18 protein-coding genes are annotated in these 19415 nt (G+C 68.4%); 9 read left to right on the forward strand and 9 right to left on the reverse strand.

Going from position 1 to position 19415, the window contains the following annotated elements:
• Nucleotides 1-64: 64 nt before the first annotated feature.
• The 5 genes from betB to BMX29_RS09380 all read right to left on the reverse strand — a co-directional run bounded on the left by betB (nucleotide 65) and on the right by BMX29_RS09380 (nucleotide 5267).
• On the reverse strand, nucleotides 65-1522 hold the full coding sequence (gene betB, locus BMX29_RS09360; RefSeq protein WP_092812177.1) for a betaine-aldehyde dehydrogenase: 1458 nt from the start codon (nucleotides 1520-1522) through the stop codon (nucleotides 65-67).
• Nucleotides 1523-1529: 7 nt separating this feature from the next.
• Nucleotides 1530-3038, reverse strand: a complete 1509-nt coding sequence (gene betC / locus BMX29_RS09365) for a choline-sulfatase (RefSeq protein ID WP_092812179.1) — start codon at nucleotides 3036-3038, stop codon at nucleotides 1530-1532.
• A 185-nt stretch (nucleotides 3039-3223) separates the two neighbouring features.
• On the reverse strand, nucleotides 3224-3421 hold the full coding sequence (locus BMX29_RS09370; protein ID WP_043844616.1) for a hypothetical protein: 198 nt from the start codon (nucleotides 3419-3421) through the stop codon (nucleotides 3224-3226).
• Nucleotides 3422-3536: 115 nt separating this feature from the next.
• On the reverse strand, nucleotides 3537-4478 hold the full coding sequence (locus BMX29_RS09375) for a DMT family transporter (protein ID WP_051487711.1): 942 nt from the start codon (nucleotides 4476-4478) through the stop codon (nucleotides 3537-3539).
• Nucleotides 4479-4670: 192 nt separating this feature from the next.
• Nucleotides 4671-5267 carry a LysE/ArgO family amino acid transporter gene (locus BMX29_RS09380; protein WP_092812181.1) on the reverse strand — a complete coding sequence of 199 codons (597 nt, stop codon included), beginning with the start codon at nucleotides 5265-5267 and terminating at the stop codon, nucleotides 4671-4673.
• A gap of 149 nt (nucleotides 5268-5416) precedes the next feature.
• Here BMX29_RS09380 and BMX29_RS09385 point away from each other — a divergent pair, with 149 nt between their 5' ends.
• On the forward strand, nucleotides 5417-6157 hold the full coding sequence (locus BMX29_RS09385; RefSeq protein WP_043844618.1) for a YebC/PmpR family DNA-binding transcriptional regulator: 741 nt from the start codon (nucleotides 5417-5419) through the stop codon (nucleotides 6155-6157).
• Between the two features lie 88 nt (nucleotides 6158-6245).
• On the opposite strand, the gene BMX29_RS09390 is transcribed toward BMX29_RS09385, so the two are convergent.
• From BMX29_RS09390 to BMX29_RS09405, 4 genes are all read right to left on the reverse strand, one after another.
• Nucleotides 6246-7367, reverse strand: coding sequence for a PAS domain-containing protein (locus BMX29_RS09390; protein WP_051487712.1), 1122 nt, complete (start codon nucleotides 7365-7367; stop codon nucleotides 6246-6248).
• Between the two features lie 215 nt (nucleotides 7368-7582).
• Nucleotides 7583-8746 (reverse strand): endolytic transglycosylase MltG, encoded by a 1164-nt coding sequence (gene mltG, locus BMX29_RS09395; protein WP_092812183.1) that lies wholly within the window; start codon nucleotides 8744-8746, stop codon nucleotides 7583-7585.
• Nucleotides 8747-8750: 4 nt separating this feature from the next.
• Nucleotides 8751-10007 carry a beta-ketoacyl-ACP synthase II gene (gene fabF, locus BMX29_RS09400; protein WP_092812185.1) on the reverse strand — a complete coding sequence of 419 codons (1257 nt, stop codon included), beginning with the start codon at nucleotides 10005-10007 and terminating at the stop codon, nucleotides 8751-8753.
• A gap of 672 nt (nucleotides 10008-10679) precedes the next feature.
• The gene (locus BMX29_RS09405) at nucleotides 10680-11477 is read right to left on the reverse strand and encodes a glycosyl transferase (RefSeq protein ID WP_043844621.1); all 798 of its coding nucleotides are present in this window, start codon (nucleotides 11475-11477) and stop codon (nucleotides 10680-10682) included.
• 455 nt (nucleotides 11478-11932) lie between these two features.
• On the opposite strand from BMX29_RS09405, the gene BMX29_RS09410 reads away from it, so the two are divergent.
• From BMX29_RS09410 to BMX29_RS09445, 8 genes are all read left to right on the forward strand, one after another.
• Nucleotides 11933-12112, forward strand: coding sequence for a Flp family type IVb pilin (locus BMX29_RS09410; RefSeq protein ID WP_092812187.1), 180 nt, complete (start codon nucleotides 11933-11935; stop codon nucleotides 12110-12112).
• Between the two features lie 157 nt (nucleotides 12113-12269).
• Nucleotides 12270-13067, forward strand: a complete 798-nt coding sequence (cpaB, locus tag BMX29_RS09415; RefSeq protein WP_092812189.1) for a Flp pilus assembly protein CpaB — start codon at nucleotides 12270-12272, stop codon at nucleotides 13065-13067.
• A gap of 17 nt (nucleotides 13068-13084) precedes the next feature.
• Nucleotides 13085-14638 carry a pilus assembly protein TadG-related protein gene (locus BMX29_RS09420; RefSeq protein ID WP_425314275.1) on the forward strand — a complete coding sequence of 518 codons (1554 nt, stop codon included), beginning with the start codon at nucleotides 13085-13087 and terminating at the stop codon, nucleotides 14636-14638.
• Nucleotides 14639-14645: 7 nt separating this feature from the next.
• A complete protein-coding gene (locus BMX29_RS09425) occupies nucleotides 14646-15149 on the forward strand; it encodes a TadE family protein (protein WP_092812193.1) in 504 nt (167 codons plus the stop codon).
• Complete coding sequence (locus BMX29_RS09430) at nucleotides 15146-15793, forward strand: TadE/TadG family type IV pilus assembly protein (RefSeq protein WP_092812195.1); 648 nt, start codon at nucleotides 15146-15148, stop codon at nucleotides 15791-15793. Before BMX29_RS09425 ends, BMX29_RS09430 begins: the two co-directional genes overlap by 4 nt.
• Before the next feature lie 22 nt (nucleotides 15794-15815).
• Nucleotides 15816-17024: a CpaE/TadZ family protein gene (locus tag BMX29_RS09435; RefSeq protein WP_092812197.1), complete on the forward strand. Its 1209-nt coding sequence runs from the start codon at nucleotides 15816-15818 to the stop codon at nucleotides 17022-17024.
• Between the two features lie 11 nt (nucleotides 17025-17035).
• Entirely contained in the window at nucleotides 17036-18436 is a 1401-nt protein-coding gene (locus BMX29_RS09440; RefSeq protein ID WP_092812199.1) for a TadA family conjugal transfer-associated ATPase, read from the forward strand.
• Nucleotides 18437-18440: 4 nt separating this feature from the next.
• Nucleotides 18441-19412: a type II secretion system F family protein gene (locus tag BMX29_RS09445; protein WP_175471167.1), complete on the forward strand. Its 972-nt coding sequence runs from the start codon at nucleotides 18441-18443 to the stop codon at nucleotides 19410-19412.
• Nucleotides 19413-19415: the final 3 nt, after the last annotated feature.

The raw sequence follows: 19415 nt of genomic DNA on the forward strand, positions 1-19415 counted from the left end.
CGCTTCGGAGAGCGGGGTGGGCGGGCGGGCGCTCTCCGAAGCGGGGCGCGCCCGCCCGCCCGGCTCAGAACGGCGCCTCGACTGCGCCCATGCGGACGTAGACGGACTTCACCTGGCTGTAGTGCTCGATCGCCGCCTTGGCGTTCTCGCGGCCCACGCCCGACATTTTCACGCCGCCGAACGGCATCTCCACCGGAGCGTCGTTGTAGGAGTTGATGAAGCACGTCCCGGCCTCGAGCCGCCCGATCACCCGGTGCGCGCGCGAGATGTCACGCGTGAACACGCCGGCCGCCAGCCCGAAGGTCGTGGCGTTGGCCCGCTCGACCACCTCGTCCTCGTCGTCGAATTCCAGCACCGATAGGACCGGGCCGAAGATCTCTTCCTTCGCCATGGTCATGTCGTCGGTCACGCCGTCGAACAGTGCCGGCGTCATCCAGTAGCCGGGCCGGTCGATCCGCTCGCCGCCGGTCACGCAATGTGCGCCCTCGTCCTGCGCGGTCTTGAGGTAGCCCTCGACGATCTCCATCTGCCGCGCCGACACCAGCGGGCCGAAATTGGTGGCCTCGTCCAGGGGGTCGCCGATCACCGCGCCCTTCATCCGTTCGGCCATGCGCTGCACGAACCGCTCGCGCAGCCCCTTCTGGACGAAGACGCGGGTGCCGTTGGTGCAGATCTGCCCCGAGGAATAGAAGTTCGCCATGATCGCGCCGCCCACGGCGTCCTCGAGGCTGGCATCGTCGAACACGATCAGGGGCGACTTGCCGCCAAGCTCCATGGTGACGTGCTTGAGACTGTCGGCGGCCGCCGAGTAGACCTTGCGGCCCGTCGGAACCGAGCCCGTGAGCGACACCTTCGCCACGCGCGGATCGGTGGTCAGCGCCGCGCCCACGGGTCCGGCACCCTGCACCACGTTGAAGAGGCCCGCGGGCAGCCCCGCCTCGACGAGGATCTCGGCCACCTTCAGCGTGCAGAGCGGCGTGGTCTCGGAGGGCTTGAACACCATCGCGTTGCCGCAGGCCAGCGCCGGGCCCGCCTTCCAGCAGGCGATCTGGGTGGGGTAGTTCCACGCGCCGATCCCGACGCAGACGCCCAGCGGCTCACGCACGGTATAGGCCCAGTCCTCGCCCAGCGGGATGTGCTCGCCGGTCAGGCCGGCAGCGATGCCGCCGAAATATTCCAGCGCGTCGGCACCGCTGGTGGCGTCGGCGACCAGCGTCTCCTGCAAGGGCTTGCCGGTGTCGCGGGTCTCGAGCTCGGACATCTCGCGATTGCGTTCGCGCAGGATCTGCGCCGCGCGGGTCAGAACCCGCCCGCGCTCGCGCGGCGAGGTCGCGGCCCATTCGGCCTGCGCCCGGCGCGCGCTGTCCAGCGCCTGTTCGATCACCGCGTCGGTCGCGGCACGGACGGTCGCGATCACCTCGCCGGTGGCGGGATAGATCACCTCGATCGGCGTGCCGGCCGTGTCCTCGACATAGGCGCCGTCGATGAAGTGGCTGGCCTTGGGTTGCGTGTCGTAGCTCATCTCTGCCTCATTCGCCGCGCGGGAAGCGCTGGCTTTCCTCGACGATGTTCAGGTCCATGTGGTTGCGCATGTACCGCTCGGACGCTTTCTGAAGCGGCTGGAAGTCCCACGGGTAATAGCCGCCCTGGCGCAGCGCCTCGTAGACCACCCACCGGCGGGCCTGGCTCTCGCGCACGGCCTCGTCGAAGGCCTCGAGATCCCAGCGCAGCGCCGCCATCTCGCGGAACCGCTCGATCGTGTCGGCGCAGTCCTTGTCCTCGGCGAGGTTGGTCAGCTCGTGGGGGTCCGCCTCGAGATCGAACAGCTGCTCGGGGTCGAGCGCGCAGTTGGTGTATTTCCACTTGCCGGCGCGGAGCGAGACCAGCGGCGAATAGGACGCCTCGGCGGCGTATTCCATCGCCACGGGCGAGGTGCGCGTCCCGCCCTGCCCCAGCTTCTTCAGGCTCTCGCCCTCGGTCCACGGCATCACCTCGGCCATGGAGACCCCGGCAAGGTCGCACAGCGTCGGGCACACGTCGATGGTCGAGACCGGATCGGTCACGAGCCCCGGCTCCATGTCCGGCGCGGACACCATCAGCGGGACCCGCGCCGAGCCCTCGTGGAAGGACATCTTGAACCACAGGCCGCGCTCTCCGAGCATGTCGCCGTGGTCCGAGACGAAAACGATGATCGCCTCCTGCCGCGTGCGCTCCAGCACGTCGAGGATCTCGCCGATCTTGTCGTCGAGATAGGAGATGTTGGCGAAGTAGGCCCGGCGCGATTTCGCGATGTCGGTTTCCGTGATCTCGAAGCTGCGCCAGTCGTTGGCGTCGAAGATGCGCTGAGAGTGCGGGTCGTGATCCTCGTACTCGAAGGCCGGCACCTCGGGCTGGAGGTGCTCGCAATCCTCGTAGAGGTCCCAGTACTTGCGCCGCGCCACGTAGGGGTCGTGCGGGTGCGTGAAGCTGACCGTCAGCATCCACGGCCGCGCATCATGGCCCCGCGACAGGTCGTAGAGCTTCTGCTGCGCGAAGTAGGCCACGTCGTCGTCGTATTCCATCTGGTTGGAGGTCTCCGCGACCCCTGCCCCCGTCACCGAGCCCAGGTTGTGATACCACCAGTCGATGCGCTCGCCCGGCTTGCGGTAGTCCGGCGTCCAGCCGAAATCGGCCGGGTAGATGTCGGTCGTCAGACGCTCCTCGAAGCCGTGCAGCTGGTCCGGGCCGACGAAGTGCATCTTGCCCGACAGACATGTCTGGTAGCCCGCGCGCCGCAGGTGGTGGGCGTAGGTCGGGATGTCCGACGAGAATTCAGCGGCATTGTCGTAGACGCGCGTCACGCTCGGCAGCTGGCCCGACATGAACGACGCCCGGCCCGGCGCGCAGAGCGGCGAGGCGGTGTAGGCGTTGCGGAAGCGCGTCGACTTCTCGGCCAGCCGCTTGAGGTTCGGCGCGTGCAGGAAATCGGCGGGGCCGTCGGGGAACAGGGTTCCGTTCAACTGGTCCACCATCAGGACGAGGATGTTGGGCCGGGTCATGCGCGCGCCTCCTGTCATTGCCGGTTAGCCTACGAGGGGAAACCTAGTCATGACTGATTGACTCGTCAATCAATTTTGGATCGCGAACCCACCCGCCCTCCTTGAAGGTTCGGGAACGGCACGAAAAAACCCGGCGGGTCGCGGGGACCGGCCGGGCCGTCAGACTGGCGATGTCATGGATGGGATCAGGCCTCGATCATGCCCAGGACGTTGTTCTGCGGAAGGCGTGCCACCTCGTAGCCCGTGTCGGTCTTGCGCAGGTTGTAGCCGTAGCCTTTCATCCGGAAACGCCACTCGGCGTCTGATACGACCTTGGCGCGCTCGTGCAGGATGAAGGCGCGGACGTCGTGGAAATTCTCGGTCAATGCATTGTTCGCAAACATGGGACACTCCGTAAGGTGATGACTTAGTTCTTATGTCATCGACCTTTGCGCCGGATTGCGGCGAAACCTTGCACGCCGCGGGGTCATTTCCGGCACGGAAACGGTCGCGCTTGCGTCAGTGCTTTGTTGCGTGGATCGGCGGAGTGATGGCCCGGCGCTTGGCGCGCGCCTCGCGCCAGGTGATGAACGTGACCGCCGCGATGATGATGCCGCCGCCCGCGACGACGAAGGGATCGGGCGGTTCGGCGAAGAACACCGCGCCCACGATCACGGACCAAACGAGCTGCAGGAAGGTCACCGGCTGGGTCACGGTGACCGGCGCGGCGGCGAAGGCGCGGGTCATCGCGTAGTGCCCCGCCGTCGCCGCGCAGGCCACGCCCATGAGGATGCCAAGTTCGGGCAGCGTCGGCGTCACCCAGTTCGCGAAGGCGAAGGGCGCGAGGCCGATGGTCACGGTGATCGACATCATCGCCACGACGATGGCGGCCGAGACCTGGGACGAGAGCACCTTCATCGTCAGATACGACCCGGCGAAGACGAGGGCGGTAACCATCATTGCGAAATGCCCGGGGTCGAGCTCGCGGAAGCCCGGGCGCAGGATCACCACCGCCCCGATCAGCGCCGCGATGATGGCCATGACCCGCCGCGCCGCCATGCGCTCGCCCAGGAACACCACGGCGAGGATCGAGACGTAGACCGGGTTGAGGTAGTTCATGGCCGTGACCTCGGCGATCGGGATCCGCGTCATGGCATAGAACCAGCAAATCACGCCGATGGTGTGGAACGCCCCGCGGAGCGAGAACAGCGTCCACTGCCGGCCCGTCAGCCGCATGTCGGTGAGCTGGCGCCAGGCCGGGATCAGGAACACCAGCCCCAGCAGGTAGCGCAGGAAAGCGGCTTCGGCGGCGGGGATGCGGCCGCCCAGCGTCTTGACCAGCGCGGTGACCGTGACGAAGCAGAAGCCGGTGAAAATCATCCACGCGATGCCCGCCACCGGCCGTGAGGGCGGCGTGTCGGAGGCGGCTGCGGGCGCGGTGACGATCTCGGCCTGTGTCATGCGCGCATCAAGCGTTGCCGACCGGGGACATGCAACCCCGCCACCGCGGCACGGCGCCGTTGCGCGATTGGCCGGTGCGCGACGCGTGGCGCGGAAGACACCGGGCTGCGGTGGCACCGCGCAGCCGCCGCATGGCGACCGTGCGCGGAGCGCGCCCCTGCATCGCTTGCCCATCCATGTGCCCGCACGGTCTCAGGCCCCCGCCAGCAGCGCTGCCGCCAGCACCCACATCACGACACCGATCAGGGCATCCAGCACCTGCCATGCCCTCGGTCGGGCAAAGACCGGCGCCAGCGCCCGCGCACCGTAGCCGAGAGCGAAGAAGAACACGATGGATGCGGTCACGGCGCCGAGGCCGAAGCCAAGCCGGTCATCGTATTGCGACGACACCGCGCCCAGAAGCACCACCGTGTCGAGGTAGACGTGCGGGTTGAGCCAGGTCAGCGCGAGACAGGTCAGAAGCGCCGCCATGCGCGACTGCGCGGCGTCCCCGGCTTCCATCGCAGAGCCCCCGCGCCACGCAGACAGGACCGCTCGCGCGCCGTACCACAGCAGGAACGCCGCGCCGCCCAGGCGCATGGCGGGCGCGAACCACGGCCATGCCTCCCCGAGTGCGCCCATGCCCGAGACGCCCGCGGCGATCAGCACCGCGTCCGAGACGGCGCAGGTCAACACGACCGGCAACACGTGACGCCGCATCAGTCCCTGCCGCAACACGAAGGCGTTCTGCGCCCCGATCGCGAGGATCAGCGACAGGCCCAGCGTGAAGCCCGCGATCTCTGCCTGCATGACGCGCCCCTCCGATCCGCCGGGGCGCAGGCCTAGCCGCCCGCGCGGGCGCCGTCCAGACGCGCGCCCCGGCGGCGCTTGCCCTCAACCCGGCCCCTGCCCTATAGAGACGGTCGATTTCAGGCACTCCGATCCGACGAGGCATCATCATGGCCGGCCATTCCAAATGGGCGAACATCCAGCACCGCAAGGGGCGGCAGGACGCCGCGCGCTCCAAGCTCTTCTCGAAGTTCTCGAAAGAGATCACGGTCGCCGCGAAGATGGGCGACCCGGACCCCGACAAGAACCCGCGGCTCCGGCTCGCGATCAAGGAAGCCAAGGGCCAGTCCATGCCCAAGGACAACATCGACCGGGCCATCAAGAAGGCCACCGGCGGTGACGGCGAAGCCTACGAGGAAATCCGCTACGAGGGCTACGGCCCGAACGGGGTGGCAGTGATCGTCGAGGCGATGACCGACAACCGAAACCGCACCGCGTCCAACATCCGCTCCACCTTCTCGAAGAACGGTGGAAACATGGGGGAGACCGGGTCGGTCGGCTTCATGTTCGAGCGCAAGGGCGAGATCATCTATCCCGCTTCCGTCGGTGACAGCGAGGCGGTCCTCGAGGCCGCGATCGAAGCCGGCGCCGAGGACGTGGAAAGCTCCGAGGACGGACACGTGATCTGGTGCGCCGATACCGACCTCAACGATGTCTCCACCGCGCTGGAGGAGCAGCTGGGCGAGAGCGAGTCGACCAAGCTGGTCTGGAAACCTCAGAACACCACCGAGCTGGACCTCGACGGGATGCAGTCGCTGATGAAGTTGATCGACGCGCTCGAGGACGACGACGACGTTCAGCGCGTAACGACGAACTTCGAAGCCTCCGACGAGGTAATGGCTCAGCTCTGAGCCCGGCCGTCCCGGTTCACGGAATACAAACGGCGCGCCCCGGACGGGACGGGCCGTTTTTTCGTTGCGGGTCTGGCTTGCGCGCGCGTCAGCCCTCGCGCTCAAACACCACTTCCACCGATGTGCCGCCGTTCGCACCGGGCTCCACCGTGATCTCAGCCTCCATCGAGCGGGCCAGTGCCGAGACGATGCTGCCACCGACACCGGGATCGGCCGGCGCACCGGTGGTGTCGAGCGTGCCGTCCGAGCGTGCGGCCTTCGCCCGCTGCGCATCGAGGCTGTCGGCGCTCCACGGCCAGTTGCTTCCGACCGGCAAGCCTACGCCGTCGTCCTCGACCTTGAGACGTACCCGATCGCCGTCGCCGGACGCCATCGTCCAGACCACCTCGATGGTGCCGGTGTCGCGGGCAGAGAAGGCGTGCTCCAGCGCGTTCGTCACGAGTTCGGACAGTAGCAGGCCGCACCGCGCCGCCTGGTCCACGCTCAGCTCGATCGGATCGCAGCGCACGTCGACCTTCACGCCGTCGCGTCCCTCGATCCCCGACAGGACCGACGCGATCCGTCCAAGATAGGCGCCGGCATCGATCTTGCGGTCCCGCGCACCGTCGAGATTGAGCTTGAACAGTTCCTCGTAGAGCAGCGCGAGCGCCTCGATCCGCCGCGACAGGGCGGTGAAGCTGTCGGCGGTCACGTCTCGGCGCGCCTGCATCCGGATCATCGACACGACCATGGCGAGGTGGTTTTTCACCCGGTGCTGAAGCTCGCGCAGCATCTCGGTCGCGCTGTCGCGCAGCTTGTTCGCCTCGCTCCGCGCGGCGGCCGCGCGCTCGGCGTCGAGTTCGCGCTGAAGGCCGAAGAACGCGACCACGTCACCCTCGTCGTCCCGGACGGGCGAGATCAGGAGATGGTTGAGGAACGGCGAGCCGTCCGCCTTGTGATTGGTGATCGTCAGCTCGAATTGCGTCTGCGATTGCAGGCCCTCGCGCAATGCCTGCACGTCTTCGGGGCGGGTGTCCGGCCCCTGAAGGAAGCGGCAATTCCGCCCGAGCGCGAAATCGCGACTGTATTGCGTGGTGCGGAAAAAGGCTTCGTTCACGTAGGTGATCGGATTATCGTCGAGCCGCGGATCGGTCAGCACGATCGAAAGCGGAGACTGCCCGATCGCACTTCCGATCAGCGACGACGCACTGTTCTCTGACATCCCCGTCATTCACATTCCCTCATCGAACGGCGCGTACCGCAGTCCGGCGTTCCTCATCTGTCATCGTCTGGATATGATTTGACGCCAATTGGCGTAGATGTATTCCAAATGCTTGAAAACGCAATCTGACGTGCGCGATCTTCTTGGATATGCACTGAAATTTGCGTGAACGGCCGGAGACGAGTGCGCCTCCGGCCGTTTTGTTGTCACATCGCGGGACAGGCTCAGTTGGCCTGCGTGTCCTCGCCCTGTTCGGCCTCGATCTGGCGCCAGCGGGCGACGTTCTCATTGTGCTCGTCGAGGGTCTCGGCGAAGGCATGTCCGCCAGTGCCGTCCGCGACGAAGAACACGTACTGCGTCTCGGCCGGGTTCAGCGCCGCCTCGATCGCTGCGCGACCCGGGTTGGCAATGGGCGTCGGCGGCAGGCCCTCGATCACGTAGGTGTTGTAGGGCGTCGCCTGGCGCAGCTCGGACTGGCGGATTCCGCGGCCCAGCACGCCCTGCCCTTCGGTGATGCCGTAGATCACCGTGGGGTCGGTTTGCAGCCGCATCCCCCGGCGCAGACGGTTCACGAAGACAGAGGCCACCTGCGGCCGTTCCTCGGCGACGCCGGTCTCCTTCTCGACGATGGACGCCAGCACCAGCGCCTCCTCGGGCCCGGTCAGCGGAAGGTCGGGCGCCCGGTTGGCCCACGCCTCGGACAGGATGACCTCCTGCGCGCGCTGCATCCGGTCGATCAGGTCGGCGCGGCTGTCGCCGGGCGCCACCTCGTAGCTGTTGGGGGCAAGCGAGCCCTCCTCGGGGACCTCGACCTCGCCTTCCAGGACGTCGACGCTGCGCAGCTCCTCGACCACCTGCCACGAGGTCACCCCCTCGGCCAGAGCCACCCGGTAGCGGGTATCGGAGGCCTCGCGCACGCGGGTGTATTCCTCGGGCACCTCGTCCGCGGCCGGGTCGAACTCGGCCATGTCCTCGAACCGGCCCGTGGTCGGGTCGAGCTCACGCACCTCGACCTCGGCGGAGTTGACACCGATCCGGTAGATCACCTCGGTCCCGCAAGTGGAGGCGCCGCCGCGGGTCACGATGTCCACGATCTCGGCCATCGACGCGTTCTCGGGCACCAGGTAGGAGCCGGCCTTGAGAGACTGGGTCTTGTCGGAATAGTCCGCGCCGAGCCGCAGGAGCGTCGCGGAGGTGACCGCCCCCTGCTCCGCGAGGTCCTCGCTCACCCGGCTCATGTTCGAGCCGCGCGGCACTTCAAGGCAGATCGCCTCGGACAGCGGGCCGGCGGTCTCGTATTCCCGCTGGGCCCAGATGATCCCGCCACCCACGAGGAAGACGAGGATCACGAAGAAGGTCAGCGCGTTGGAGGCGATGTGGCGCCACATGGGATCAGGTCACCTGTCCAAAGATGACGCTCGCGTTGGTGCCGCCGAAGCCGAACGAGTTCGACAGAGCGTAGCGCACCTCGCGCTCGCGCTTCTCGTTGGGTGCGAGGTCGATACGCGCCTCGACCGGATCATCGAGATTTATGGTCGGCGGCACAACCTGGTCACGGATCGCGAGGATCGAGAAGATCGCCTCGATCGCGCCGGCGGCGCCGAGAAGGTGCCCGGTGGCCGATTTGGTCGAGGACATGGTGACCTTGTCCACCGCGTCGCCGAGCATCCGCTCGACCGCGCCAAGCTCGATCACGTCGGCCATGGTCGAGGTGCCGTGCGCGTTGATGTAGTCCAGATCGCCGGGCTCGATCCCCGCGCGCTTGAGCGCCGCGCGCATGGAGCGTTCGGCGCCGTCGCCGTCTTCGCTGGGCGCGGTGATGTGATAGGCATCCCCCGACAGGCCGTAGCCGCAGACTTCGGCGTAGATCGTCGCGCCGCGGGCCTTCGCGCGCTCGTATTCCTCGAGCACCACGATGCCCGCGCCCTCTCCCATGACGAAACCGTCGCGGTCCTTGTCGTAGGGGCGGCTCGCGGCCTCGGGCGTGTCGCCGCGCTTGGTCGAGAGCGCCTTGCACGCGTTGAAGCCGGCGATCCCGATCTCCGAGATCGCGCCCTCGGCGCCGCCCGCGACCATCACGTCCGCATCGTCGTCGCGGATCATCCGCGCAGCGTCGCCGATGGCGTGGGCGCCGGTCGAACAGGCGGTCACGACCGAGTGGTTCGGACCCTTGAAACCGTAGCGGATCGAGACCTGGCCCGAGATCAGGTTGATGAGCGCGCCCGGGATGAAGAACGGCGACACCCGACGCGGGCCTTTGTCGCGGATCAGCAGCGCGGTGTCGGCGATCGAGTTCAGGCCACCGATGCCGGAGCCGATCATCACGCCGGTGCGCAGCTTGTCCTCCTCGGGGGCCTCATGGATGCCGGCCTGCCGCACCGCCTGTTCGGCGGCAGCGATGCCGTAAAGGATGAAGTCGTCGACCTTGCGGCGCTCTTTCGGGGCCATCCAGTCGTCGGGATTGAACGTCCCGTCCGACCCGTCACCCAGCGGCACCTCGCAGGCATAGGTGGTCGCGAGGTGCGAGGCATCGAACTTCGAGATCGTGCCCGCCCCGGACTGCCCGTCCAGGATGCGTTTCCAGCTTTCCTCGAGCCCGCAGGCAAGCGGGGTGACAAGGCCCATTCCGGTGACCACGACGCGACGCATGCTGACTGCCCTTCCTCGACTTCCAACGGCGCCTGCACTTAGCGCGAGGAGAGCCCATAGGGCAAGGGGAGCGAACCCCGCCAGGGGGCATTCTCGGCAGCCGCTCGCCGGTCCGCCGGGCAGCCGCCGCGACATGCCTGCCAACCGATCACCCCGCGGACGTCGCCGTGCCGCCGATGATCCGCGTCAGCCCCGGACCGGATCGACACGGATGACCGCCGATGAGATTGCTGGTGCTGCATCTGATCTGCGCCGGCACTGCCCGTGCGATGAGCGCGGAAGCCGGCGAAGGTGCCGTCGCTCACGTCAGGAGCGCCGCCACGCGAGGTCGAGAGCCGGGCGGTGCGGATCGACCCGCTTGCCCCTCCGTGCAGCCCTATCGAACCGGACGAGGTCTCTGTTGAGGGTGGCCGCGCTGCACGGCGGCCGTATGCCCCTCGACACGCTGGCGCACCGGCCGACGCCAAGCCCTACGGTCTTTGCATAAACAGCGGCGAACAGTTCTTCGCCGTCGAGGATGCACGCCCCCAACGGACAGGCCCTGGCCGACCGCGGGCACCGCAACGATCTCGTGGTGACCCCAGGTCATACTCACTGGTTCTACGAGGAAGGCCCCGGCTCGCCGAACACGCATGGCAGTGGCTTGCGACGCAGTCGGCGGCGCGCCGGGGATCAAGCCCAGGCGTCGCCGAGATCGGCGCGCGCGCGGTCGATCCAGTGGTCCTGCAGCCAGTCGCAGGGCATCGACCGCCGGATCAGCGAGCCGCGATATCCCGCGACCGCCTCCGGCATCTTCGGCCGGCCGTGGAAGCACACGACGCGCGCATCGTCCGGCAGGCGCGGCGGCGCGACCCAGTTTCGCGGGAACGGGTTGCAGTCGTACTTGAACGACACCACCCATTCGCCGGGGATGTAGGTGAAGACGCCGTTGTCCATCGCCTTGTGCGAGGTGTAGCGCTGCTCGGAGCCGCGCGCGCGCTCGACCTCCGCATAGGCGTCCGCGGCGAGGTCCTCGTAAAGGAAGCCGTGCCGCGCCGGATCGTAGCGAAAGACCGAGCCGTGCCCGGTGGGCCGGCCCTTGCGCTTCTCGGTCCAGTCGTGGCGCATCACCACGTCGCCCGGCGCGAGCGCGAGGATCGGGTCCAGGGCGCCGGTGATCACGACGTCGAGGTCGAAGCCCAGCACCGGCCCGTCGAGGTCCGGGATCACACCCTGCCGGAACAGCGACACCTTGCGCATGGCGCCCTGCCGGTTCGCCACGGCGAGAGCGGCGTCCATGTCGGCGCGGAACGGCTCCTGCGGCAGGTCGATCACCTCGATGTCGGGGTGTAGGCCGTCGGCGTGCTCTGTCATGCAGCAGAAGCGCACAGGAACGGACAAGTTGCGGCGCACACCGGAATAGAGCCGGTTCACGTAGTCCGGCCCGAAGGCGGTGCCCCACTTTATGCAGACGATGGTCGCGCGCGTCATGACAGCCGCTTACCCGCCGCGCCCCGCCGCCGCAAGAACCGCCGAACGGTGCCGGTGACCGGCGACCGGCGCCTGCCGTCTTCTCGCGGGGAACATCCGGGCTTGCGACGCGGGCGCCGTCGCCCATCGCAAAGGGCACGACCATGGGCATGACGCCACGCCGCCCCTTCTTCTCGGGCTAAATATCCCGGGGGAGCGAGGGCAGCACCCTCACCCTCCCCGCAGGGACCAAGACGCTCCCGCACAGACCCGGACGCACCGGCTCGTCAACCGCGCGGCCCCGCGAGCCGGCCTGCCGAGAATTACATCCCGCAGTTGCAAACTCGGCATCGCAGACCGATCCGCCGTCCGTCAGGGACTGCTACCCCTGTTATGCGGCCCTCACCCACCTGGGGCCGGGAGCGACTGCCAAACTCAAGCTCCACGCATTGCACACAACACCTGGAGACATTTCCATGAAGACTCTGCTCAAGAACACTTTCTCCCGCCTGAAGCGCGACGAGCGCGGCGTCACCCTGGTCGAGTACGGCGTTGCCGTCGCGTTCGCGGTTGCCGTCGGCGCAGCCGGCCTGACCGTCCTCGAGACGGACTTCAACGCCGCCATGGGCGCTGCCGGGACCGCGATGGCCGACTGACCCGGCCAAGAGCCAGTCCTGCCGCGCCGATGGTGCCGGTTCGCCGGACCTCCGAACACGGCGCGGCAGATTCTCCGACGTTTCAAACCATACCGCGGGCCTGCGCGTCGCTTTTCCTGACGCGCAGCATGCCCCCGGTCTCGAAGGGACCCACGCCATGCGCATTGCAGCACTTCTCACCGCGGTCGCGGGGCTCGCGGTCGCCGGCGGCTCGGTCTACCTGACCCGCGATCTCCTTCAGGTCCGAACCGAGGGGCCGCTCGACAACAGTTCGACCCGCGCCGTCATCGTCGCCAGCCGCGACATCCAGTTCGGCGAGCCGATCGACGCGCAACTCCTCGCCACCATCGCGTGGCCGGTCGATCACGTCCCCGCGGGCGTCTTCCATGCCTACGACGACCTGCTCGAAGGCCCCAAGGGCGAGCCTCGGCGCGCCCGGCGGGCGATCTCGCAGGGCGATCCGCTGCGCGCCACCACGGTGTCGGAGTTCGGCGAGAAGGTCACCATCGTGCAGACGCTCTCTCCCAACACCCGCGCGATGGCGATCAACGTGGATGCCGCGACTTCGGTCGGCGGCTTCGTGACGCCGGGCGACCGGGTCGACGTGGTTCTGACGCAAGGCCGCAACGAGTCGCTCCGCGCGGTGACCATCCTTCAGAACATCCGCGTGATCGGCGTCGACCAGGACGCCGACGAACTCGACGACACGCCGGGCGTCGCCCGCACCGTGACGGTCGAGGTCACCGCCGACCAGGGCCAGCGGCTGGCGCTGGCGCAACGCGCCGGTGCGCTGAGCCTCTCCCTGCGCTCGCTCGACGACGACGCGGCGCAGGAGCTCGACACCGTGCAGCTCAACGACCTGCTCTTCGACTCGATGCCCGTCGAGGTAAAGGACCGCCGCCCCGTCGTGCGGATCCGGCGGGCGACCGACCTGTCCGAAACGATCGTGAACTGAGGGCCGGGGCGATGATCGTGAACAAATCCCTCGCGATCTTCGCCGCCGACGAACGGGGCGCGGTGCTGCCGTTCTGGGGCGTGTCGCTGACCGTGCTGCTCGGTCTCGTGGCGATGTCCTTCGACCTGGGCCGCATCGCCGTCACGCAGACGGACCTCCAGTCCTTTGCCGACAACGTCGCGCTCGCCGCGGCCGGAGAGCTCGACGGCCAGCCCGACGCGATCACCCGCGCCACATCGGCCGCCGCGGCCATGATCGCCGACAGCCAGACCTATGGCGACGGCGGGACTGCACTTGCCGGGGCGCAGGACTACGCGCTCCTGTTCCTGTCGGACCTGCCGGCCGAGGACGTGGATCCCGTGACCGCGGTCACCACCGATCCCGCCGAGGCGCTCTTTGCCCATGTCGACGTGACCCAGAAGACCGTGCCCCTGACCTTCGGCGCGGCCTTCGCGGCATTGTCGGGCAACGACCCGATCGACAGCACCGTGGGCGCCACCGCCATTGCCGGCTTCACCGCCTATGCCTGCGACATCACGCCCCTGATGATGTGCCTGCCCTCGGGCTGGAGCGCCGACGCCAATGTCGGACAGATGATCGAGCTGCGCTCGGGCGGCAGCGGATCGGGCGCCTGGCTGCCCGGCGCCTTCGGGTTCCTCGACCCCTCGAAATTCCTGATCGACGAGGAAGGCCCCTGCGAGGGCGAGACCGGCGGCAACCTGGACCGGTGCCTTCTCGGCGCGGCGGGGCCGATCACCCAGTGCTTCAGCCAGCGCGGCGTGGACATCGAGCCGGGCCAGAAGACCGGCAACTACGAGGCCGCGCTCAACACCCGCTTCGATATCTACAACTCGTCCATGAACGGCAAGAAGAACGACCCCCGCTTCGCGCCCGCGCCGAACGTCGTCAAGGGCATCGTCCCGAACGGCGGCGGCCAGTGCATCGGCAACAACGAGGCCCTGTCGCCCAACACGATCGGCCTGCCGCGTGACACCTGCTTCGGCGACGGCGCGGGGGTTCCGAACACCTGCAACGCGCTGAACGGCGGGGCGGGGCTGCGTTTCGGCACCGGGGACTGGGACCGCCACGCCTACTTCTCGACCAACTACGCGCCCTTCGACGGCACCGTTCCGGCCCCGATCCAGACCTGGCTGTCCGCGAATGCCGCGAACCCGGCGACGCCGACCCGCTTCGAGATTTACCGCGCCGAGATCGCCGTCACCGGCGACATCCTGACCGGGGACACCTCGGGCAACGGCTCCGACGGCTCCCCGATCGCCGAGAGCGGCCGCCCGATCTGCAACGTGCAGACCAATCCCGAGGTCGACTACAAGCGCCGGGTCGTGTCGGTCGCCGCCATCGATTGCACCGCCGAGGGCGTGTCGGGCGCCAAGACCGGCGTGCCCTACAAGGAAATCGTGTCGATGTTCCTGACCGAGCCCGCCAGCAACGACGGCTCGGGCAACTCCTTCACCATCTGGGCCGAGGTCATCGGCAGCGCCAGCGGACCGGGCGCGGGCGGCAGCGATGCCGCCGGCATCTTCCGCGACGGCGTGCAGCTCTACAGGTGACAGGACAATGAGCCGCCTCCCCTCCCTTCCCGACCTCGCAAGACGCCTCCGCCGCGACGACCGCGGGGCCGCACTGGTCGAGTTCGCCATTGGACTGCCGCTCATGATCCTGATCTTCGCCATCGTGGTGGAAGGCGGACGGATGATGTGGTCGTACCAGGCGGCGACCGCCGGGGTCCGGGACGCCGCGCGCTACCTCGGCCGCGTGGCCTCGTCCGACAGCTGCGAGACCGCGGCCTCGCTTGCCGGCTACACCGCCGCGCTCGAGGATATCGTGCGGCTGAACGCGCAGGCGAACACCGTCTTTCCCTCGAGCATCACCGTCGACTCGGTCGTCCCGGCCCTGAAATGCGTGGCCGGGACCTACAGGGTCTCGCCGGCGCCGGTGGCGCAGGTGACGGCCACGCTGACCATCACTTTCCCCTTTCAGGGCATTTTCGCCCTCGCCGGGGGCACGTTGGGAACGGTGCAGGCCACCGTCACCGACGAGAGCCGGATCTTCGGGTCATGAGCGGGCGCGCACCCCTCCACCACCGGGCCCGCGCGGTCCTGCAGGACGAATCCGGCGCCACGCTGGTCGAGTTCGCCGTGGCGATCGTCGCGGTCCTGCTGATCTTCCTCGGCACGGTGGATTTCGGCCGGATGCTGTTCCACCAGGTCGCGGCCGAGAAGGCGCTGCACCGCGCGGTCCGGATCGCCGCCGTGCGCCCGCCGGCCTGCGCGAACGTCCCCGAGGTCCATGAACGTCCCGACGCGCCGGGCACCGGCACCCTGCCCTCCTACGGCACGTCGTGCAGCGCGGGCTCGGGCGTGTGCAAGAACGCCGGCACGCAGATCTGCACCGCGGCGCCGGGCAATGCCACCGCCGAGGAGGTCTGGGCCCTGGTGCGCCCCACCCTGCCCAACACCGCCACCATCTCAAATCTCCGGTTCCGCTACGCGTTCGATCCCGACCTGGGCTTTCTCGGCGGCCCCTACGTTCCGAACGTCACCGTGGAGCTGCAGGATCTGAACTTCACCTTCGTCGCCCTGCTTCCGCAACTCACCACCCTCGCGGTCGGCGCCGACGACGCCTTCGCCGCGGGCACGGTCGCCTTCCCCGCACTCGGGGCCTCGGTGCCGGGCGAGGATCTCGCCCTCGGCACCGACGGATAGGCGCAGCCCAGAGGATGCCACCATGGACACCCGTTCTTCGATCATCGTCATCTCCGACACCGACCAGATCATCGAGGCCGTGCGCGGCGCGGTGTCGACCGAGCAGGACATCGACGTCAGCGTCCGCAAGGACACGCTCAACCGGGTCAACGGCGCAGCCGTGCAGCTCGCGCGGGACAACGACCTCGTGGTGTTCCGCCTGCGGGACGAACACGATCATGCCGCGGTCCGGGCGCTGCGCGAGAAGATCGGCGGTGAGGGCAAGCTGCTGGCTCTCAGCGACGCGGAGCTGAAGCTGTCCGAGGCGCTTGCGCTGCGCAAGGCCGGCGTGGACGAGATCCTGCCATATCCCGCAGAGCGCGAGGAGCTGCGCGACCTGATCCTCGCGCTGACCCGCAAGGCGCCGCAGCTTCCGGCGCTGGCGGGCCGCGGGTCCGAGCGGCGGCTCGGTCAGGTGCTGGCGGTCTGCCCGGCGCGCGGCGGCGTCGGCTCGTCCACCATCGCGATCAACCTCGCCGACCAGCTGCAGCAGAAGACCGGCCTCCTGCGCAAAACGACGGGGGCGCGTGTCGCTGTTGTCGACCTCGACCTCCAGTTCGGCTCGGTGTCCGCCGCGCTCGACATGGCGCCGTCCGAGGCGCTGTTCCGCATGGCCACCGAAAAGATCGTCCCGGATCACACCTTCGTCGATCAGGCGATGGTCGAGCACGCCTCGGGCCTCTGGGTTCTGACCGCGCCCAAGCAGTTCCTGCCGGTGGACGCGCTCGCGCGCGATCAGGTGGACGCCCTCATCGGACACCTTCAGCAGGAATTCGACTACGTGGTCGTCGACTTCGCCCGCACGCTCGTCGACTGGATCGCCCCGGTGGTCAGCCGCGCGAGCCGCATCCTGATGGTCACTGACACCACGGTCCCGGCGATCCGCCAGGCCCAGCGCCTGATCGGCTTCTTCGGCGAGGAGCGCTTCGATCCGCCGGTGGACATCGTCATCAACCGCGAGCGCAAGCCGATCATCAGCGCCGCCCATCACGCGGCGGCGGCCAAGACCCTCGGGCGCGACCTGAAATACTGGCTGCCGGACGATCCCAAGCCGATGCGGCAGGCCCTCGACCGGGGCGTGCTGCTGTCCGAGGCGGCCAGCGGCAGCTCGGTCATGAAGGGCCTGCGCGGGATCGCCCGCGCGATCGTGAAAGACAGCACCACCCCACAGTCCGTGCAGCCGCGCGCATAAGGATCAGACGCATGTTCAAGGATTTCGGCAAGAAGACCCACAGCCCCTCGAACGTCGTGCCGCTGCCCGGGGGCCAGGCACAGGCCACGGCCTCGGTGCCCGAGGTCGTCGTGCCCGACCCGGCGCTGGAGGATGACCCGCAGCTGCTGCACTGGCTCGACCTGAAGAGCCAGTTGCACGACGCGCTGCTCGAGAGGCTGAACCTGTCGATCCTCGACAAGGTCGAGGAGGCGGAGCTGCGCCGCGAGGTCGCGGGCGTCGTCACCCAGCACCTGCGCAGCACCGGCGAGGCGCTGCGGACCGAGGACTTCAACCGCCTCGTGGAAGAGCTGATCCACGAGATCCTGGGCTTCGGCCCGCTCGAGCCGCTGCTGTCGGACCCGACGGTCAACGACATCCTGATGAACGGCCACCGCAACGTCTTCGTGGAACGCGCGGGCGTGCTGGAGCGCACCAGCACCCGCTTCCGCGACGAACGGCACCTCCTGCGGATCATCGACAAGATCGTCAGCCGCATCGGCCGCCGGGTGGACGAGACCACCCCCTGGGTCGACGCGCGCCTCGAGGACGGCAGCCGCGTGAACGCGATCATCCGGCCCTGCGCCATCGACGGGCCCTCCGTATCCATCCGCAAGTTCTCTGCGCGGCCCTACACCATGGCGCGCCTGACCGAGAGCGGCGCGCTGTCGCCGCAGGCGGCGGCGCTCCTGCGCGGGATCGTCGAGGCACGGATGAACGTCCTGATCTCGGGCGGCACCGGATCGGGCAAGACCACCATGCTCAATGCCATGTCGTCCTTCATCGGCGACCGCGAGCGGATCGTCACCATCGAGGATGCCGCCGAACTCCAGCTTCAGCAAAGCCACGTCGTCCGTCTCGAGACCCGGCCGCCGTCGCCTTCGGGGTCGGGCGCCGTCCACCAGCGCGACCTCGTGCGCAACGCCCTGCGCATGCGCCCCGACCGGATCATCGTCGGCGAGGTCCGCGGCGCCGAGACCTTCGACATGCTCCAGGCGATGAACACCGGCCACGACGGATCGATGACCACGGTCCACGCCAACACCGCCCGCGACGCGCTCGGACGTCTCGAGCAGATGGTCACCATGATGGGCGTCGACTTTCCGACCCGCGCGGTGCGCGCGCAGATCGCCTCGGGCCTCAGTTTCGTGGTCCAGCTCTCGCGCCTGTCGGACGGCAAGCGCCGGGTGATGAGCATTTCCGAGATTACCGGCACCGAGGGCGATGTGATCGTCATGCAGGACATCTTCATCTTTCAGAAGACCGGCCGGGGCGAGAACGGCGAGGTGCTGGGCCAGTTCGTGCCCACCGGCATCCGCCCCCGCTGCATGGACCAGCTTCTGGCGGCCGGCGCCGACCTCGATGCCGACAGCTTCGTCCAGCGCAGGGGGTGAAACCATGAGCGACATCGTCCTCGCCGAGATCGCGACCTACGCCGTCTACGACGCGGCTTTCCTCGGCATCTTCCTGACCTTCTCGGGGCTCGTACAACTGTTGCGGCGGGGCGAGACCCGCGCCGAGGCCCGAAACCGGCGGATGCGCCTGATGGAGGGCGGCGCGGATACAGCCGACATCCTTGCCCTGCTGAAGCCCGCCGAGGCCCGCACCGGCTTGGAAGCGCTGCCCGGCATGACCGAGTTGCCGCAGGCGCTCCGGCAGGCGGGATGGCGGATTGGCGTCCGCACCTTCCTCGCATTGTGCGCCGCGGCGATCGTCGTCGTCTTCGCGGTGGCGCAGACCATGATCGCGCTGCCCCTCGCCCTTCTCGCCGCACTCATCCTCGGAGGCGGCGCGCCCGTCGCGGTGCTTGTCGCGGCGCGCAACGCCCGCAACGCCAAGCTCGTGGCGCAGCTGCCCGATGCGCTCGACCTGCTGGCGCGCGGCCTGCGCGTGGGCCACCCGCTCAACACCTCGATCGGCGCGGTCGCCAACGAGATGCCCGACCCGATCGGCACCGAATTCGGCCTGATCTACGACCAGGTGAGCTTCGGCGACGAGCTGACCGACGCCTTCACCGAGTTCGCCGAGCGCAGCGGCCAGGAAGACGTCCAGTATCTCGCCGCCAGCATCAACATCCAGCACGGCACCGGCGGCGACCTCGCGCGGGTGATCTCGGTGCTGGCGTCGGTGGTGCGCAGCCGGTTGTCCATGCGCCGCCGGATCAAGGCGATCTCGTCCGAAGGGCGGATGTCGGCCTTCTTCCTGTCCGGCCTGCCGCTCTTCATCTTCACCACCACGATGATGTCCTCGCCGGGCTACTACGGCGACGTCATGGACGACCCGATGTTCACGCCGATGATGATCATCATCACGACGCTCGTGGTCCTGAACGCGCTCGTCCTGCGCAAGCTCGTCAACTTCCGCATCTGAAGG

Origin of the sequence: Roseivivax marinus, from assembly GCF_900109705.1 — a bacterium.
GTDB classification, from domain to species: domain Bacteria; phylum Pseudomonadota; class Alphaproteobacteria; order Rhodobacterales; family Rhodobacteraceae; genus Roseivivax; species Roseivivax marinus.

Coding starts and splice junctions, on each gene's coding strand:
- BMX29_RS09435 (WP_092812197.1), top strand. CDS start 15,816: ATGGACACCCGTTCTTCGATCATCGTCATCTCCGACACCGACCAGATC.
- BMX29_RS09385 (WP_043844618.1), top strand. CDS start 5,417: ATGGCCGGCCATTCCAAATGGGCGAACATCCAGCACCGCAAGGGGCGG.
- cpaB (WP_092812189.1), top strand. CDS start 12,270: ATGCGCATTGCAGCACTTCTCACCGCGGTCGCGGGGCTCGCGGTCGCC.
- BMX29_RS09390 (WP_051487712.1), bottom strand. CDS start 7,367: ATGACGGGGATGTCAGAGAACAGTGCGTCGTCGCTGATCGGAAGTGCG.
- mltG (WP_092812183.1), bottom strand. CDS start 8,746: ATGTGGCGCCACATCGCCTCCAACGCGCTGACCTTCTTCGTGATCCTC.
- BMX29_RS09430 (WP_092812195.1), top strand. CDS start 15,146: ATGAGCGGGCGCGCACCCCTCCACCACCGGGCCCGCGCGGTCCTGCAG.
- BMX29_RS09375 (WP_051487711.1), bottom strand. CDS start 4,478: ATGACACAGGCCGAGATCGTCACCGCGCCCGCAGCCGCCTCCGACACG.
- BMX29_RS09425 (WP_092812193.1), top strand. CDS start 14,646: ATGAGCCGCCTCCCCTCCCTTCCCGACCTCGCAAGACGCCTCCGCCGC.
- BMX29_RS09380 (WP_092812181.1), bottom strand. CDS start 5,267: ATGCAGGCAGAGATCGCGGGCTTCACGCTGGGCCTGTCGCTGATCCTC.
- BMX29_RS09405 (WP_043844621.1), bottom strand. CDS start 11,477: ATGACGCGCGCGACCATCGTCTGCATAAAGTGGGGCACCGCCTTCGGG.
- betB (WP_092812177.1), bottom strand. CDS start 1,522: ATGAGCTACGACACGCAACCCAAGGCCAGCCACTTCATCGACGGCGCC.
- BMX29_RS09445 (WP_175471167.1), top strand. CDS start 18,441: ATGAGCGACATCGTCCTCGCCGAGATCGCGACCTACGCCGTCTACGAC.
- BMX29_RS09440 (WP_092812199.1), top strand. CDS start 17,036: ATGTTCAAGGATTTCGGCAAGAAGACCCACAGCCCCTCGAACGTCGTG.
- BMX29_RS09370 (WP_043844616.1), bottom strand. CDS start 3,421: ATGTTTGCGAACAATGCATTGACCGAGAATTTCCACGACGTCCGCGCC.
- BMX29_RS09410 (WP_092812187.1), top strand. CDS start 11,933: ATGAAGACTCTGCTCAAGAACACTTTCTCCCGCCTGAAGCGCGACGAG.
- fabF (WP_092812185.1), bottom strand. CDS start 10,007: ATGCGTCGCGTCGTGGTCACCGGAATGGGCCTTGTCACCCCGCTTGCC.
- betC (WP_092812179.1), bottom strand. CDS start 3,038: ATGACCCGGCCCAACATCCTCGTCCTGATGGTGGACCAGTTGAACGGA.